Origin of the sequence: Luteolibacter arcticus (assembly GCF_025950235.1) — a bacterium.
GTDB classification, from domain to species: Bacteria; Verrucomicrobiota; Verrucomicrobiia; order Verrucomicrobiales; family Akkermansiaceae; genus Haloferula; species Haloferula arctica.
The window spans coordinates 376,559-394,109 of sequence record NZ_JAPDDT010000006.1; the positions used below are offsets into that span (position 1 = coordinate 376,559).

11 protein-coding genes are annotated in these 17,551 nt (G+C 63.8%); 7 read left to right on the top strand and 4 right to left on the bottom strand.

Annotated features, from left to right (window positions below):
- Window positions 1–35: 35 nt before the first annotated feature.
- Window positions 36–5,828, bottom strand: coding sequence for a non-ribosomal peptide synthetase (locus OKA05_RS15905; RefSeq protein ID WP_264488155.1), 5,793 nt, complete (start codon window positions 5,826–5,828; stop codon window positions 36–38).
- A 329-nt stretch (window positions 5,829–6,157) separates the two neighbouring features.
- Here OKA05_RS15905 and OKA05_RS15910 point away from each other — a divergent pair, with 329 nt between their 5' ends.
- Both OKA05_RS15910 and OKA05_RS15915 read left to right on the top strand, forming a co-directional pair.
- Entirely contained in the window at window positions 6,158–8,065 is a 1,908-nt protein-coding gene (locus OKA05_RS15910) for a DUF1549 domain-containing protein (protein WP_264488156.1), read from the top strand.
- Between the two features lie 21 nt (window positions 8,066–8,086).
- Complete coding sequence (locus OKA05_RS15915; protein WP_264488157.1) at window positions 8,087–9,394, top strand: DUF1501 domain-containing protein; 1,308 nt, start codon at window positions 8,087–8,089, stop codon at window positions 9,392–9,394.
- Window positions 9,395–9,598: 204 nt separating this feature from the next.
- On the opposite strand, the gene OKA05_RS15920 is transcribed toward OKA05_RS15915, so the two are convergent.
- Both OKA05_RS15920 and OKA05_RS15925 read right to left on the bottom strand, forming a co-directional pair.
- Complete coding sequence (locus OKA05_RS15920) at window positions 9,599–9,952, bottom strand: hypothetical protein (RefSeq protein ID WP_264488158.1); 354 nt, start codon at window positions 9,950–9,952, stop codon at window positions 9,599–9,601.
- 21 nt (window positions 9,953–9,973) lie between these two features.
- The gene (locus tag OKA05_RS15925) at window positions 9,974–10,522 is read right to left on the bottom strand and encodes a rhodanese-like domain-containing protein (RefSeq protein ID WP_264488159.1); all 549 of its coding nucleotides are present in this window, start codon (window positions 10,520–10,522) and stop codon (window positions 9,974–9,976) included.
- A gap of 73 nt (window positions 10,523–10,595) precedes the next feature.
- Between OKA05_RS15925 and pssA the strand changes: the two genes are divergently transcribed.
- Complete coding sequence (gene pssA, locus OKA05_RS15930; RefSeq protein ID WP_264488160.1) at window positions 10,596–11,498, top strand: CDP-diacylglycerol--serine O-phosphatidyltransferase; 903 nt, start codon at window positions 10,596–10,598, stop codon at window positions 11,496–11,498.
- 233 nt (window positions 11,499–11,731) lie between these two features.
- Here pssA and lpxA read toward each other — a convergent pair whose 3' ends face one another.
- Entirely contained in the window at window positions 11,732–12,508 is a 777-nt protein-coding gene (gene lpxA, locus OKA05_RS15935) for an acyl-ACP--UDP-N-acetylglucosamine O-acyltransferase (RefSeq protein WP_264488161.1), read from the bottom strand.
- Between the two features lie 135 nt (window positions 12,509–12,643).
- Here lpxA and OKA05_RS15940 point away from each other — a divergent pair, with 135 nt between their 5' ends.
- The 4 genes from OKA05_RS15940 to OKA05_RS15955 all read left to right on the top strand — a co-directional run.
- Window positions 12,644–14,353 (top strand): GspE/PulE family protein, encoded by a 1,710-nt coding sequence (locus OKA05_RS15940; protein ID WP_264488162.1) that lies wholly within the window; start codon window positions 12,644–12,646, stop codon window positions 14,351–14,353.
- 53 nt (window positions 14,354–14,406) lie between these two features.
- A complete protein-coding gene (locus OKA05_RS15945) occupies window positions 14,407–15,732 on the top strand; it encodes a type II secretion system F family protein (protein WP_264488163.1) in 1,326 nt (441 codons plus the stop codon).
- A complete protein-coding gene (gene dacB, locus OKA05_RS15950; RefSeq protein ID WP_264488164.1) occupies window positions 15,729–17,213 on the top strand; it encodes a D-alanyl-D-alanine carboxypeptidase/D-alanyl-D-alanine endopeptidase in 1,485 nt (494 codons plus the stop codon). Before OKA05_RS15945 ends, dacB begins: the two co-directional genes overlap by 4 nt.
- 135 nt (window positions 17,214–17,348) lie before the next feature.
- The coding region (locus OKA05_RS15955) for a hypothetical protein (protein ID WP_264488165.1) at window positions 17,349–17,551 on the top strand (203 nt) is incomplete at its 3' end.

Here is a 17,551-nt window from a genome sequence, read left to right on the forward strand (position 1 = left end):
CTGCAACTCTAGCTCGCGATTTCCAATGGGCGAGTTCACTTGAAGAGCACCCGCCTCATCACGTCCGCCACTTCCTTGGCGGAGCGGTGGCGCAGGAATTCCTCGTGGCGGCCGGGAACGGTGTGGACTTCGATCTCGCTGGGGGCTGACCAGCCGAGCGTCGGGGCGCGGGGCAGCCAGCCATCGTCATCGGCGCGGATTAGTACAATGCGCTTGGCTCGCGGCAAGCGAGGCTCGTGGAGGTGCAGGGCATCCCAGTGAAGCATCGCGCGTTCCTGCGACTCGGGATCGAGCACGTCGAGATCGAGAATGCCGCGGATATCTGGAATGCCGTCCTTGCCGGAAAGGCGGTTCATGCCGGAGGCGGCGGCGCGTTGCTTCATCTTCAAGCGCCGCAGGGCCACCTCGGTATCGCGCATCATCAGGCTCTTCACGCGGCCGGGGAGCCTCGAGAGGATTCGCCGCCAAGTGGCAAGGCGGAACCAAGGGTTGTAGCTCCGCGTGGCGCGGGGCGGTGAGGATTCAAGCAAGCACAGCAGCTCGATCTCTTCGCCCGCGTCCGCGAGCTGTGCGGCGATCTCCGCGGCGAGGTTTCCGCCGAAGCAAAAGCCGGCGATCCGGTACGGTCCACGCGGTTGGACGGCGCGGATTTTGCCGACGTGCGCGGCCGCCATGGCGGCCAATGTTTCAAAGCCATGGGTGCCTTCGGCGATCCCGTGCGAGTCGATGACGTCGCCTAACAGCCGTGCCGTCTCACGATAGGGCAAGAGCCCCATGCCGCCATCGACCAGCGTGTGGCACCAGAAAAGCGGGGTGCCGCCTTGCCCGCGGGACAGGGGGAGCACACGCGGCTCGGCCAAGTCGGGCGCGGCCTTCTCGCGGATCTGCGCGGCCATGCCGGCGGGCGTCGGACGGTCGAACAGCCAGTCGAGCGAGACCGCGATCCCGGTGCGTTGCGTTGCGTCGGTGACGAGGCGGGCGGCGACGAGCGAGTGACCGCCCAGTGCGAAGAAGTCATCGTGGGGACCCACATTGCGGCACCCGAGCGCGTCGGCCCAGATTTGGCAAAGCTCCATCTCCAGCGGGTCGTTTGCGTTCGTCGCTGCCGGCTTTTCGGTTTCGGGCAGCGGTCGCGCGGCCAGCGCCTTGCGGTCGATCTTGCCGCTCGCGGTGAGCGGCATGCGGTCGATGGAAATCAGCGGTGCCGGGACCATGTAGTCCGGCAGGCGCTCGCGAAGATAAGCGGAGATCTCGGAAGCCTGCAGGCCGGGCACCGTCGGGCGATACCATGCGATGAGCCGATCATCGGTGAGCACGGTGGCGGCCTCGGCGATGCCAAGATGGGAAAGCAGGGCGGCATCGATTTCGCCAAGCTCCACACGGAAGCCGCGGACTTTCACCTGGCCATCCGAGCGGCCAAGACATTCGAGCGAGCCATCCCCCAGCCAGCGCGCGAGGTCGCCGGTGCGGTAGACGCGTGGCATCTCTGTGGAGGCGGTTGGGACGAAGCGCTCGGCGGTAAGCTCGGGGCGTTGCCAGTAGCCGTCGGCCAGACCCGCGCCGGAAATGAGCAGCTCGCCGGGCACTCCGGGTGGCAAGGGCGAGCCATCGCTGCCGGCGATGTGGATGCCGGTGTTGGCAATCGGGTGGCCGATCAGGATGCGTGCCGGATTGTCCGGCACCCGCCAGATCGTGGACCAGACCGTGGTCTCGGTGGGGCCGTAGAGATTCCAGAGCTCGCGGCCGAGCGGCAGCAGCTTGCGGGCGAGCGGCAGATCCATCGCCTCGCCGCCGCAGAGGATCTTCGTGGCAGGTGATCCCTGCCAGCCCGCATCGATCAGCATGCGCCAGGTCGCGGGAGTCGCTTGCATGACGTCCGGCTTGGTCGCCTCCAGTCGTGAAAGGAGCGCCGCAGGATCGCGCGAAACGCCGCTTGGTATGAGGTCCACCGTGCCTCCGGAAATGAGTGGCAGGAAGATCTCCAGCGCCGAGATGTCGAAGGACACGGTGGTCACGGCTAGCAGGCGCTGGCCCTCGGCGAAGCCCGGCTCCTCCTGCATCGAGAGCAGGAAATTTGCGAGGGCCCCGTGGGAGACGACGACGCCCTTGGGCTTCCCGGTCGAGCCGGACGTGTAGAGGATGTAGGCGGTATTCTCCGGCCGTGTGGAAACGGGTTCGGGCGGGGCGGAACCTGCGGCCATCTCCGGGTCAAGTACGATGGATGTCGTAGTTGGCGGCAGGCGATCGACGAGAGCCGGTGAAACGAGGACGTGCAGGGGTGCCTGATCTTCCAGCACCAGCGCGAGGCGTTCCGGCGGGTTGGCGGCGTCGAGCGGGACGTAGGCGGCACCGCATTTCCACGCGGCGAGCAGGGCAACCGGCAGCAGCAGGTTGCGCTCTAACAAAAGCGCGATGCGGTCACCGGGTTTGACGCCTTTGGCTTGCAGCGAGGCGGCCAATGCCGAGGAACGCGAGTCGAGCGCGGCGTAGTCGAGCGACTCCTCGCCGCAGATGAGGGCGGTTCGTGCCGCAAGGCGTTGGCAGGTTCCGGCGATGAGCGCGGGAGCGGTTTGCTTCGGGAACTCGGGGCGCTCGACTCCTTGGCCCACTGCAAGCAGGTGGAGGAGATCGCGTTCCGACAGCCCATCGATGGCGCAGATCGGCCGCTCGGCCTCGCGGCAGACGGCTTCCAGCGTGGCGAGATAGCGGTCGAGCATGGCCGCGGCGGTTGCCTCCTTGAAGAGGTCGTCGCGATACTCGAGCACGACCTGCTGGCGGTCGGAGAGGACGAAGTAGAGCAGGCTGAGATCGAACTGCACCGCGCCCCGATGGGCGAGGTAAGGCCGGCAGCGCAGGCCGCCGTGCCAGACTTCGGCAATCGGGATCTCCTGATGATCGAACATCACCTGCGCGAGCGGCGAGCGGTCGCGCGCGCGCTCGGGTCTGACGGCCTCGATGATGCGCTCGAAGGGCGCGTCCTGGGCGGCCTGCATTTCGAAGGCGGCGTCGCGCACCCGGTCCAGCAGGGTTAGGAAGGTTTCCGACGGATCGAGCGTCAGGCGGAAGGGCAGGGTATTGACCAGCGTGCCGACGAGGTCGGCGGCGGCGGCGTGGTTGCGATTGGCGATCGGCACCGCGATCACCGGGTCATCGTCCCCGCCATGGCGGCGCAGCAGCAGCAGGAAGGCCGCGAGTTGCACCATGAACGGGGTGACCCGGCGGGCCTTCGCAAAGGCCGTGACCCGCTCGACGAGTCCGGTGGGCATGATGCGTTCCACGGCTCCACCCAGAGACGACGGCTTGGCCGGGCGGGAGAAATCGGTGGCAAGTTCCATGACGCCGGCGTGACCGGCGAGACGCCTTTTCCAATAGAAGGTCGCGGCGTCGGCGGCACCGCTTTCGATCCAGCGGCGATGCCAAGCGGCGTAGTCGAGATAGTCGGCGCCTGCCAACGGCGGCGGGGCCTGCTTGCCACCGGCGAAGGTGGCGTAGTAGGCGGCCAGGTCGCGTATCAGCACGCGCACCGACCAGCCATCGGCCACGATGTGGTGGGCGCACAGGGCGAGGATGTGGTGCTTCTTTCCGCAGGCGACCAGCAGCGCCCGGATCGGCGAGTCATTCGCAAGATCGAACGGACGCAGGGAGAATGCCTTGAGCGCCGGTTCGCGCGGACCGTTGCTGCGCTCGATCGCCAGCGGCGGGCTGTCGTCGAGTCGCACGACGATGCGACCGTCCTGCATGGCGTGACGGCTGCGCAAGATGGTGTGGCGGGCAACCAGCGCGGCAAAGGCGCGGTCGAGCGCGGCGATATCGAGCGGACCCTCCAGCTCCAGCGCGCCGAAGACGTGATAAGCGGCGCTTTCCGGCTCCAACTGGTGGAGAAAGCCCATGCGCTCCTGCGAATGCGTGAGCAACCCGCTGTCACGTCCCGAGCCGGGCGCGATTTCCGGCGGGGGAGTGGCGGTCTTTCCCTCGAAGGTGGCGGCGAGATGCCCAAAGGAAGGCGCTGAGAAAAGGTCGGCCAGCGAGACCTCGACACCGGTGGTGGCCCGCAGGAGGGCGGACAGGCGGGTGGCCTCGATCGAGCTGAGTCCGAAGGCGATCAGGTCGTCTTCCGCGCGCCCGCCGTCGCGGCCGGACACTTCCCGGACGGCATCGAGGACCGCATCGAGCCACTTGCCACCCGGAGGGAGAGCCGGGGCATGGGCGGCCTCGTCGAAGATCACGACGAGTTTGCCGGCCCCGAAGGCGTCGCGGGCGGCGGAGCGCTGGAGCTTGCCACTGGTGGTGCGGGGCAGGGTGCCGGCCCGGACGAAGACGATGCGGTGGATCGGTAATTCGAGTGAATCGGCGATGCTCTTGCGAATCGCGACCGCAAGATCTGCCAATTCCTTTTCCGGCAGGCGCTGCGATTCGATCGCGAGCACCAATCCTTCGCCGGCCGCGGTTTCGCCGGCGAAAGCGGCGGCCGTCGTGAATTGGGGAAAGCTGCCAGCCAAGTCTTCCTCGACATCTTCCGGCGCCACATTCGTGCCACCGAGGATGATCAGGTCCTTGATCCGGCCGACCACGTGAAGTTCCCCGTTTTCGAGATATCCCCGGTCGCCGGTGCGAAGTTCCCCGTCGGCTCCGAAGACCTTGGCGCTTTCATCCGGACGGTTCCAGTATCCCGCAGCGATGCCGGCTCCCTTCACCCGGATCTCGCCAATCTCTCCGGCGGGCAGGGTGCGTCCGCTCACGGCGTCGACGATGCGCAGTGAGGAGCCATCCACCACCGGTCCGCATGAGACGTGCTGACCGGCCTCCGGGTGATGGGATATTCTCTGGAACCGGCCGGAGCGGCAGGCCGTCACGGTGAGGGTGGCTTCGGCCAGTCCGTAGCCGGGCAGAAACGTTTCCGGCCGGAAGCCGTAAGGGGCAAAGCGCCGGGTGAAGCGCTGGAGCGTGTCGATACGGATCCGCTCGGCTCCGGTCGGGGCGGCGTTCCAGCAAGAGAGATCCAAGCCGGCGAGTTCCTCGTCGCGGATCGAGCGCAGGCAGAGGTCGAAGGCGAAATTCGGGCCGCCGCTGAAATCGGCGCGGTAGCGGCTGATTGCCCGCAGCCAGCGGACCGGACGCTGGACGAAATGATCGGGTGAGAAGAAGGTCAGCGGCTGCCCGGAGTCGAATGAGAACAGGATCTTCAGGATCAGCCCCATGTCGTGATAGGGCGGCAGCCAACTGAGCATCGAGCGGATGCCGAGGCCCCGGAGGGTGCTGCCAAGCGCGGCGAGATGGTGCCTCAGGTGATGGTGATGAAGCACCACGCCTTTCGGTTTGGCGGTCGAACCGGAGGTGTATTGAAGCAGGCAGGGGCCGTCGGCGTGCGGCGTGTCCCGCTCGAAAGGGCTGCCGGTGGCGAGGTCCTCCATGGTCAGGACGGTCACGCCGGGGATCGGCTTGGCGGGGGATTCGCCGATCGCCAGGGTCGCTCCGGAATCCCGCAGAATCGCTTCCAGCCGTTGCCGGTGGCGATTCCCGCGCGGTGGGTAGGCGGGTACCGCAATTGCCCCGGCGAACCAACAGGCGAACAGGCCGACGATGAAATCCAGCCCCGGCGATTCCATCAGCAACACCGGTTTTCCGGTCGCGCCTGCCTCAACCAAGCTGCCGGCCCGGATGCGTGCCTGACGCAGCAGTTCGCCGTAGTGTAGTAGATGCTCCTGATCCTCGCCGTCCGCCAGAAAACGGAAGGCCAGTCGCTCCGCTTCGGCCGTGGCCCGCTGGTCGAGCACCGCGGTGAGCGGTCCGACGAGGGGACGGTCCAGGGAAAGTGCGCTGGTGGTCATCTTTTGGGGGGGGCACCGTGCAGCGAACCGCGACAGCCAAGTGACGCTAGCGGAATGAATCCGGCGGGACAACTCCGCCCCGCCTACGTGATCGCGTGGGGCAGGGCAGGGAAAAACGAGGCATGATTCGTGCCGCCGCGGGCCTGCGGCGAAAATTGCGGAATAATGACAGGAACCTTTGTCTGCGTTCTGGGTTTCAACTTCGTTTTATTTCCTGGAAAGAAGCCACCACTTCGCTTCGTAGGCGGGCGATCCCCCAATCCTCATGCCTTGGCGGCGGATTGACGGCGTCGAGTTGAACGCCTAGTTTTACCAAAACCTCGAAACCCATGAAACCCCGCACCTTTGGCTTCCTCGCCTGCTGGCTGGTGGTTCTGCCTTCTGCCCACGCGGCGGAAAAGCCGTCCCCCGCGAACGATCCCGCTTTCATCGCCAAGGCCTCACGGTCGATCGATGCCAATGTCGCCTCCTGGTATCGCAAGGAGAAGCTGCCGGTGCCGGCGGTGACGGATGATGCCACATTCCTGCGCCGGGCCTTCCTGGTCGCAATCGGCCGGATTCCGACCGCGGAAGAGGCCCGCTTTTTCCTGGAGATCGACGAGGCGAACAAGCGCGTCCAGCTCATCGACTACCTCGTGCAGTCGCCCGGCTACTCCAGCCACATGAGCAATTGGGTCTTCGACCTGTTGCGCGTGACCGACGACAAGCCCGGCTTCAATGGCAGCTTCGAGCCCTACCGCCACTGGGTGCGCACCGCGATGGAGAGTAACATGCGGTGGGACGAGTTTAGTCACTCGCTGCTTTCCGCGAATGGGGACGGCTGGGATCCCAAGACGGCGGCCGTCGGCTACTACACCCGCGACCGCGGCATGCCGCTGGACAATCTGGCGAACTCAATGCGCGTTTTCCTCGGCTCCCGGATGGAGTGTGCCCAGTGCCACGACGATCCCTTCGGCGAAACCGAGCGCCACGATTTCTACGAGCTGGCCGCCTTCACCGAAGGCCAGGGCGGGATGCGCCAGAACCTGATGCGCGGCCTGTGGGACGAGATCAATGACGGCGAGAAGCGTCGCTCGGTGGATTATGAGGTGGCGCAGGTCATGTGGGACCGGGTTTACGGGCTCAGCCTTGGCGGCAGCGGCGAGGGCAAGATCAAGTTGCCCGAGGACTACCAGTATCGCGACGGCGAGCCGGGCCAGTTGATCGGAGCCAAGACCCCCTTTGGCAAAGGTGTCCGCATTTCGGAAAAGAACGACAAGGGCGGCGGTCGCAAGGAACTGGCCGACTGGGTCACCACCAAGACCGGGGAGCAGTTCGCGTCCGTCGCTGCCAACCGCATGTGGAAGCGCGTCATGGGCCGCGGGGTCTATGAGCCGGTCGACGAATACAAGCCGACCAAGGAGCTCCACCATCCGGAGCTGATGAACACGCTGATCTCGCTGATGGTCGAGCTCAACTACGACCTGCAAGCCTTCCAGAAGGTTCTGCTTAACACGAAGACCTTCCAGTTCGTCCCGAACCCTGAGCCGTCGAAGGTGGTCACCGGCGACGACTTCCATGGCCGCCAGCTTTCCCGCCTGTCTGCGGAGCAGCTCTGGGACTCGCTGATCACGCTGGCTGCCGGCGATCCAGACAAGAAGCCGCGCCGCGGGCTCGACGACCGCATCTATCTCAACCGCAAGCCAGTGCTGGTCGGGAAGAAGAACATGGTGCAGGTCTCGAAAGAAGTTCTGGCCCTGGAGTCGGAAGCCGCCGTGCGCTCCTATTTCGACAAGCTGCTGGAAGAAGTGAAGAAAGATGGCGGCGGTGGTGGCGGTGATAGCATGATGGGCATGGCCAAGATCCAGCGCTACGACAGCAAGTCCCATGTCCGCGCTTCCGAACTGCCGAGCCCCGCGCCGCGGAATCACCTGCTATACCTCTTCGGCCAGTCCGATCGCATCGTTGTGGAAGGTGCCAGCCGTGATCCGAACGTAGGCCAGGTGCTCTCGCTCATGAACGGCTACGTGCAGGAGCAACTGGTCAACAACTCCGGTGCCCACCTCTACAAGAGCCTCGAAGGAGCGGGCAGCGACGAGGAGAAGATCCGCCGCCTTTACATCACCATTCTCAACCGGCCGCCGAGCGGCGAGGAAATGGGCTGGATGCTCGAGGAGGTGAAGAACTCCGGCCAAAACGGCTTCCGCAACATCGTTTCCGCACTCGTGATGTCCTCCGAGTTCCTCTTCTTGCAATAAAACCCCACCCTTGGAAAAACCATGAACGCCAGTGATTTCAACCGCTTTGACGAGCCGACCCGCCGTCGGTTCATCACGAACGCCGCGAAGATGTACCTCGGGGTGCAGCTGATGCCCTTCTTCAACGGCGCTGCCACCGCAGCTCCTGCCGCCGCGAAGGAAGCCGTGAAGGCGAAGGCCAAGAGTGTGATCTACCTCTACATGTCCGGGGGCATGAGCCACCTGGATACCTTCGACCCCAAGCCGAAGAAGAAGGAAGTGATGGGGCCGACTGAAGCGATCCCGACCAAGGCCACCGACATTTTCGTCGGCAAGAATCTGCCCAAGACCGCCGAGGTCATGGACAAGGTCTGCGTGATCAACTCGATGACCTCCCGCCAGGGAGCGCACGAGCAGGGCACCTACATCATGCACACCAGCTACGACATGCGTGGCACGGTGAAGCACCCGTCGCTCGGTGCTTGGGTCATGAAACTGGGCGGCCGCCACAATCCGGAGATCCCGGGCTACGTGGCGATCGACTCGTCGCAGGAGTATTCCGGCGGCGGCTTCTTCGGCGCGAAATACGCCGCCGCCCCGATCGGCAGCCCGAATGAGGGCCTGCAGGATTCCAAAAAGCCGGGCGACGTTTCCAAGAAGGACTTTGAAAGCCGCTTGTCACTCGCCGACCGCCTCAACAAGCAGTTCCACGGCAAGTATCAGAACGCCGACGTGAAGGCTTACGAGGAACTCTATCTGGAAGCGATCAAGCTGATGAACAGCAAGGATTTGAAGGCCTTCAACATCAACGACGAGTCCGCTTCCGTTCGCTCGATGTATGGCGAAGGTCGCTTCGCGCAGGGCTGCATGCTGGCCCGTCGCCTGGTCGAGCACGGCGTTCGCTTCGTGGAAGTCCAACTCGGTGGCTGGGACACTCACTTCGATAATTTCGCCGCCGTGGAAGGCCGCTGCAAGGAGTTCGACCAAGCCTACGCCGGCCTGCTCAACGACCTCGAAAAGAAGGGCCTGCTCAAGGACACGCTGGTCGTTGTGGCCACCGAGTTCGGCCGCACGCCGACCATCAAGACCGAGCACCAGAACGGCCGCGATCACCACCCGGCCGCATTCACCTGCCTGCTGGCCGGTGGCGGTGTGAAAGGTGGCTTCAAGTATGGCGAGAGCGATGCCAAGGGCGAGCGGGTCAAGGACAAGCCGGTGGCCGTCCAGGACTTCAACGCGACCATCGCCAGCGCCCTCGGTCTGCCGCACGACCTCACCGTCATGTCGCCCTCGGGCCGACCGTTCAAGTTCGCCGACAAGGGCGTGCCGGTGGCGGAAGTGTTTGCCTGACGGCTGAAACGCGATTCACTCAAACGAGCGGGCCCGGCAATGCCGGGCCCGTTTTGTTTGCGAGCGTCGCAGCCAGCGTCACCGAGAGCCCCACTGGGAGCGCGGATTTTACTCCTCTTCGAAGGTTGGTTCGCAGGACGGGTCGGGCGGAATAAATTCCGCGCTCCCATTGGCCTCTGACGCTATCCATCTCCAGAATGGAGATCAGGTTACACGACCTGCCAAGCGCTTCGCCATCCGCTTCTTCCGAGCTCCGATCATTTCCTCGCGCTTCGATTTCTTCCACGCCACGAACTTGGCGAGCGCGACCGGGCCCCAGTCGAAGACCTTCGCTTGCCGGGTTCCGTTTTGCTTTCGGATGGATGCACTGGGTGCAGCGTCTTCCGACAAACAGACCCGCGCCAGATCGTTGGCCTTCTTTCGAAACGCGCGTCGCGCCTTTGCTTTTTTCAGCGGCTTCGATTTGCGCCAGCCTTTGTTGCTCGGGCAGCCGCGGTAGCAGTGATCGTGCAGATAGGCGATCCGCTTCTTCTCAAGGGGGTTCTTGATGCTGCTCATGCGAGAAAATGGCGGGTCTGCCTAATCCACCTCCAGCCGGTATCTCGGCAGCTTCGGATCGATCTCTTGGCTCCAGGCATCGATGCCGCCGCGGAGGGCGAAGGTGTTCTTCATGCCGTGGCCGAGGAACCAGGAACAGGTGTCGAGCACGTGCTTGCCAGCGTGATCGTGGAGGATGATCCGCCGCTGTGGGTCGCCGCCGAAGAGCTGCTGCTGGAGTTCTTGGGTGAGAAAGACCGCGCCGGGGATGGCGACGGCCTCGTGTTCCTCGCGGGTCCGGCAGTCGAGGAGCAGCGGCGGGGAGGGGGAGTCCAATTCGGCTTTGAGTTCCGCCGGGGAAATCATCATCGACTCGTCGTGGGCGTGGCTCTCCAACAGGTGCTCCCGCACTTCCGTGACGTCCAGCTCCCCGGCACGGGCGCAGAGTTCGGCCAGCGTCTCCGTGTCGGCGAAGCCGCAGCTTTGGCAGCCGCCGAGGTGATAGCGTGAAAACAAGGCGCGGCGAGCACCGGGCAGGGCGCTCATGATTTCCCCCATCGGGGTGTCGGCGGTGATCGTCGCGGGGTCCACGCCGCGGACCCTAACTGGCACCCGGGGATTTTCCACTGTTTCGAAGCATGGTTTTGGGCCACCTTGCGGCCTCATGTTCCGTCCTATCGAGCCCGACGAGCCGCGCATCTACCTGCTGCCGAACCTGATGACCGCCGGCAATCTCGCCTGTGGCTTCTTTGCGGTGCTCACAATTTTCAAAGGGATCTTCCTCGCCACCACGCCCGAGGGCTACGTTTTCGAGTCCGCGCGCCCCTACTACGAGCGTGCGATCCTGCTGATCTTCGCCTCGTGCATTTTCGACCTGCTCGACGGTCGTCTGGCCCGCTTCGGAGGCCAGGAGTCGCCGTTCGGGCGGGAATTCGATTCGCTGGCCGACGTCATTTCCTTCGGCATGGCCCCGTCCATCCTGATGGCCAAGGCGGTCTTGTTCCCGCTCGATGAGGACCTCAAGCACCTCAATCTAGAAGGGGTCGGCTGGGGCTTGGCCTGCATTTACGTGCTATGCGGAGCGATCCGGCTGGCGCGTTTCAATTGCCTGGCAGCGCTACCGCAGCGGAAGAGCACGAGCACGGATTTCCGTGGCCTGCCCATCCCGATGGCTGCCGGCTTCATTTCCTCGCTGACCTACCTGGTCATCTATTTCAACGATACCGACCGGAATCTGGGTGCTTGGAAATACGTCCTGGCGGGCGCGATGTTGGGGCTGTCGGTTCTGATGGTCAGCAACGTGCGCTACCCCAGCTTCAAGAAAGTCGGCTGGCGAACCCGCGGCACGCCATTGGTGATCGTGGGGGCGGCGCTGGTGCTGATCATCACCGTCCGTTTTCACTACGTGATGCCGGCGGTCCTGTTCAGCGCCTACTTGCTCTATGGCTTGGTGGTGCGGCCGTTCTTGCCGCCCAAGGTCCAGCGGGAGATCGAGGCGGAGACCATTAGCGATGGCGGCGACGGCGAGGGGGAAGACGATGAAGATCAGAACGGCAGCTCCGGCTGAGTGGCAGCTTCTGTTGATCAATCAGTCGATTGAATCGATCGTTCGTTGATGTGAAAGACTACCAGGCCGAAAGGGTTTCCCTACGCTTCAAGCACCCAGAGGGCGCTGGTGGGTGAGGATAAACATCCGTTGAATGAGAAGAGGATAATCCATTTTCTACGGAAGTCTTGAAGGTGCTTCTACGGTGCATTCCATCCAATTGATCGTTGGATTGATCTCGAAGCGATTCAGTTCTAGGGACTCATCACGCCCTTTTTCGAGGGAGTTGCGATGGCGGCCAAGAAGCGAGCGGCGGGCTCGGGCCATTCCAGCGCAAATGCTTCCTTCAAGGCGATTTCGCGGCTCAGTCCCGATTGAAACAAAAGTTTGTATGCGCGTTTTACCGCTGCTCTTTCATCGGCGCTGAAGCCGGCCCGGCGCAGGCCCACGGTATTCAGGCCTGCGAGCTGATTGATTCCGTAGGCCGTGCAAAACGGTGGTACATCTTGGCTGACCGCGGTCAGACCTTGGACCATGGCGAGATCGCCGACCCGGATGAATTGATGAAAACCCGCGCCACCGCCGAGGAAGGCGCGGTTTCCGACATGGACATGCCCCGCCAGCAGGACGCTGTTCGCGAGGATGTTGCCGTCGCCCAGCCGGACATCGTGGGCCAGGTGGGCACCGGTCATCAGGAGGTTGCCCTCGCCAATGACGGTGCGGGCGCCGGACTTCGAGCCGCGGTGGATCGTCACATACTCGCGCAGCGTGTTGCGCGGCCCGATCTCCACCCCCGAATCCGTCTCGGGGTCGAAGGAGAGGTCCTGCGGATCCGCCCCAACCACGGCTCCCCAGCCGACGCTGGTCCCTTCGCCGATGCTAGTGCGGCCGGAAATCCAGGCGTGGCCGCCGATTTTCACCCCGGCAGCCAGTTTCACGGGCCCTTCGATCACGGTGAAGGGGCCCACACTGACGTCGCCAGCGAGCTCCGCATCGGGCGAAATCTGGGCGGTCGGGTGGATTGTCGGCACGGCGCGGTTCTAAGGAGAGGGGTCCGTGGCGGCAAGCTCGGGAGGCACCGTCCGGGCCTGCTGACGCAACCGGATGTATTTTCCAGAGACAAAGTTGCACCTCCGGCGGTTTTACGGGACAAGACCGCTAGCCGCATGACCGAATTGTTGATCGACCCCGCCCGCCGTAGCGGATGCCCGGATTTGGGAAAGCTTGAGGAAGTGTTGGAGGGCGCGAGCGTCCGCCAGCGCTCGCCCATTGATGACGTGCTGGATGCAGGCGTGGTCGATGAAGAGCCGTACATGCGGGAATTGGCCGCCGAGCTGGGCATGGAGTGGCTGGAAAACATCCAGTATCCGGAAACCCCGCTGCCGCTCCGCGAAGCCTGCGGCCCCCGGGTTGCCCTTCGCCACCGGCTTTTGCCCGTCGAAATGCTCGGGGAAGGGGAGGACAGGCGCCTGAAGCTGGCCACCTTCGATCCTTTCAATCTGGTCGCCCGGCAGGCCGTCGCCCAGGAAATCGAGATGCCGGTCGAGTGGTGCATGGCTTCCCGCCGTCGCATCCACGAGTCCCTCCGCCGCCTTTACGGGGTGGGTGCCGATACCTTCGAGCAGATCCTGGAAGGTCGCGACCTCGACTACGACAATCTCGAAAGCCACGACGAGGCAAACGTCATCGACGCCGATGAGGACGAGGAGGCTAGCGTCGTCAAATTTGTCAACCAGATCATCCGTGAAGCGCTGGAGCAGCGCGCGACTGACATTCACGTCGAGCCACTGGCCGACAACCTGCGCATCCGCTACCGCATCGACGGCAAGCTGCTGGCGGTGACGGTGCCGGAAAACATCAAGGCGCTGCAAAGCTCGGTGATCGCCCGTCTGAAGATCATGTCGCGCCTCGACATCGCCGAGCGCCGCCTGCCGCAGGACGGACGTATCAACCTCCAGTTCGAAGGCCGCACCATCGACGTCCGCGTCGCCACCGTGCCGACGGTCGAGGGCGAGAGCGTCGCACTCCGTCTCCTCAACCAGGAGAAGTTCAACTTGGAGAAGCTGGGCATGGAGCACCATGTCCGCTCGAAGATCGAGAACCTGCTGAACATTTCCAACGGCATCATCCTGATCACCGGCCCGACCGGTTCGGGTAAGTCGACCAGCCTTTACTCCTTCCTCAGCGAGATCAACCACCCGGACCGCCGCATCGTTACGATCGAGGACCCGGTGGAAAACAAGCTCTCCGGGGTGATGCAGATCGCGGTGAAGTCGGACATCGGCCTGACCTTCGCCGCCGGTCTCCGCTCGATCCTGCGTGCCGACCCGAACGTGGTGATGATCGGGGAAATTCGTGACCTTGAGACCGCGGAAATCGCCATCCGCGCCTCGTTGACCGGTCACTTGGTGTTCTCCACGCTTCACACCAATGACGCGCTCGGCGGCATCAGCCGTCTGATCGACATGGGCGTGGAGCCATTCCTGGTTTCCGCCGCCGTCCGCGCCTTCCTCGCCCAGCGCCTCGTCCGCCGCCTCTGCCCGCACTGCAAGGTGCCGCGCGAGCTGAGCCTGGACGATCGCCGCGACCTCGGCATCCCGATGAACCTCGATGGTCAGCCCTACGTGGCCAAGGGCTGCGACCGCTGCCGCAATACCGGTTTCCAAGGCCGTCTCGCGATCTACGAAGTGGTGGTGCTCAGCCAAGCCATGCAGGACATGGTGGCCCACGGGGCCAGTGCGCCGGACATCCGCGCGCAATCGATCAAGGAAGGCTTCGTCCCGATGCGCGGCTACGGCTGGATCAAGGTGATGCAGGGCCTCACGACCATCGAGGAGGTCATCTCCGTTACCTCCACCGACATCGCCACCGAGTGATCTGAAATCCCGATTTCAAATTCGATTTTCAAATTTCAAATCCCGATCCCAGCGTGCCCCTTTTCGCCTATAAAGCCCTCAGTTCCTCCGGCGGTGTCCAGACCGGGGAGGTGGATGCTGCGGATCGCCCGGAAGCCTTGCGCGTGCTCGACAAGCGCGGCCTCCAGCCGGTGAGCCTGAAGGAAAGCGCCTCTGCCGCGGCCACGGCCAAGAAGAAGGCCAAGGAAGCCGCGCCCGCCGCGAAAGCGGCACCGGCTCCCAAGTCCTCGCCCTCTGCCAAGCCGACCCTGAAGGCCCCGGCGAAGAGTACCGAGGAAAAGGCTCCGGAAGGACCGCTCAAGCTCAAGCGGGCCGAGGTGATCATGTTCACCGAAGAGCTCTCCGACATGCTCGCCGCGGGCCTGCAGCTCGAGCCGGCGCTCAAGTCAATGGAGGGCCGCCAGGAACTCGGCGGCTTGAAGGACGTCGCCAGCCGCGTGCGGCAACTCGTGCGCGATGGCATGAATTTCTCCACCGCGATCAAGCGGGTGAGCCCGAGCTTCGGCCCGCTCTATTGCTCGCTGGCTGCGGCCGGTGAGGCTTCCGGCGCGCTGGACGAAATTCTCCGGCGCCAGGCCCATTACCTGAAGACCCTCGCCGAACTGCAGAGCCGGCTCATCCTCGCGATGATCTATCCGGCCTTCCTGATCCTCGCGGGCATCGGGGTGTCGATCGTTTTCGTCACCACTCTCATTCCCCAGCTCACCACGCTGATCGAGAGCACGCCGGGCGGCAAGCTGCCGGGTCCGATCAAGTTCATGGTGACCGGCTCGGATTTCCTCAAGTCTTACTGGTACATCATCCTCATCGTGCTCGCCGCCGGGGGGCTGTTCTTCAAGGCGTGGAAGGATAATCCGGCCAACACGATGGCTTGGCACCGCTTCAAGCTGCGCGCTCCGCTGATGGGGCCAGTGGTCACGAGCCGCTTCTACGTCCAGTTCCTGGAAACGATGGCCAACCTCGCCGGCAACGGCCTGCCACTCCTGCGCGCCTTGGAGTTGTCGCGCGACGCTACCCAGAACCTCTCCCTGCGCAATGAGCTGAATACGGTCATCGACCAGGTCGGCGACGGCCGGGCGTTTTCGAAGGCGCTCATTCGCACTGGTGCTTTCCCGCCGCTGCTGATCGACATGGTCTCGGTCGGTGAACAGACCGGCAAACTCGACATGGCGTTGCGCCGTGCCGCCGAGCGCTACGACAAGGAACTCGACAAGAGTCTTTCCCGGATCATGGCGCTGATCATGCCGACCATCCTCATCATCATGGCCAGCCTGATCGGCACGATGGCCTACCTGATGATCACGGCCATCTTCCAGACGATCAAGAATCTGGGGGCGTGAAAGCGGCCGCTGTCATCGGCGGAATCTTCGCGGTAACTGGTTGGGCCGTTGCGGCGTGGCTCCTGTTGGACAATGCGGGCCGGCTGGTTCCGCTGGAGGTCGAGCTTCGAGGCTCGGCCGGGCCGTCCCCGACTTCGGTCGCGGCTTCGCCGGGAGTGACGCAGCCGGGCGATGGCGTCCGTTCCCTCCTTGAGGAGATCTATCGCGATTGGGCTGCCGATCCTTCGCTGGCAGGAGCATCCATCGGCTTCTGCCTGCTGGATGAGGACGGCGGCACCGAATTCGCCTCGCCGCTCGCGTCGAACGCCCTGTGCCCGGCTTCGGCGCTGAAGACGGTGACCACCGCAGCCGCGCTGGAGCTGTTAGGTCCCGACTTCCGCTTCACCACGATGGTGGTATCGGATGTCGAAATCACTCCGGCAGGGGTGCTCGATGGTGATCTGAGGCTCAGCAGCACCGGTGACCCTACGTTCTCTTCAGCTAACCTCGAAGCCCTTGCGGATGCCGTGATCAAGGCCGGCTTGAAGCAAGTGAACGGCAAGCTTGAGATCGATGGTGCGGATTTTCACGAACCGCCCGTCAACGACCACTGGAATTGGGGGGACATTGGGAATGCCTATGGTGCGGGAGCGTATGGCATCAATCTCGATCACAATCGCATCACGCTTCGTTTTCAACCAGCCGCCGCCGAAGGGCAGGCGGCGACTTTGCTGAACCCGGAGATCACCACGAAGGACACGCGTTGGAACAACGAGGTCGTTACCGGCCCGGATGGCACCGGCGACCGGGTAGTCATCTACTCCAGCCCATTTGGCCGGGCGATTACGTTGCGTGGCTCTGTACCGCTGGGGGAAAGCAATTTCGCGGTGAATGGTGCGCTGCCCGATCCTCCGGCAAAGGTGGAAGAGCTTTTTCAAGCGAAGCTTGCTGCCGCGGGAGTGAAGTTCCTCGGGCGGAAGATCCCGATGCGATCCGGCATCGCGCCGCTGGCCTTTCATGACTCCAAGCCCCTGCCGGAGATCATCGACCACCTCCACAAGGTTAGCGACAATCTCGAAGCCCAATGCCTTTTTCTAACAATCGGTCGCCAGAAAGATGCTGACCCTGCCGCCGCCTATGCCATCCGCCGACACTGGGAAAGCCGTGGCGTGGAATTCAAGGGCTTGCGCCTGATTGATGGCAGCGGTCTCGCCCGCGCGAATATGATCCGGCCGCTTGATCTCGCGAAGGTGAACCATCTTGCGCGGCGGGGGCCGCAGGGCGAGCGGTTTCGGCAAAGCCTGACTGCTTACCTTGATGGCCGCGTTCGTTCGAAGCTCGGTGCGATGTCCGGCGTGAAGACGGATGTCGGCTTCATCACGATGGCGGATGGCCGCGAATTGACCTTCTGCTTGATGGCCAATGGCGTGAATCCGGAGCTGAATTTCTGGACCCTGCGCGACAAGCTGTTGCTCGCGGTGTCATCGGCTGATTCGAAGTAAACCGGCCCGCGCCATCGGATGGCCGACTGGGGAGCACGGAATTCATGCCAATGCCTTTAAGGACCTGTTAGATCGAGATGGGCGGATGATGCAGGTTGCACTGGTACTTTCCTAAGAGATGTTTTCATTGGGCGGATGCAGTCCGCACCGATTCCCGCTCCGCCTTCGTTTTCGAGTGATTTCCCCGACCTTTTCGAAGCTCTCCTGCCACCGCAGGTCGCCGGGGAGATCTTCCTCACCCACGGGCCGCGCGGCGGCGGTTTGCCCAAGCTCTCGGGCTGGCAGTGGTTGATGAGCAAGGTTTTCCATGTCATGAGCCCGCTCGGCGACTTCGCCGG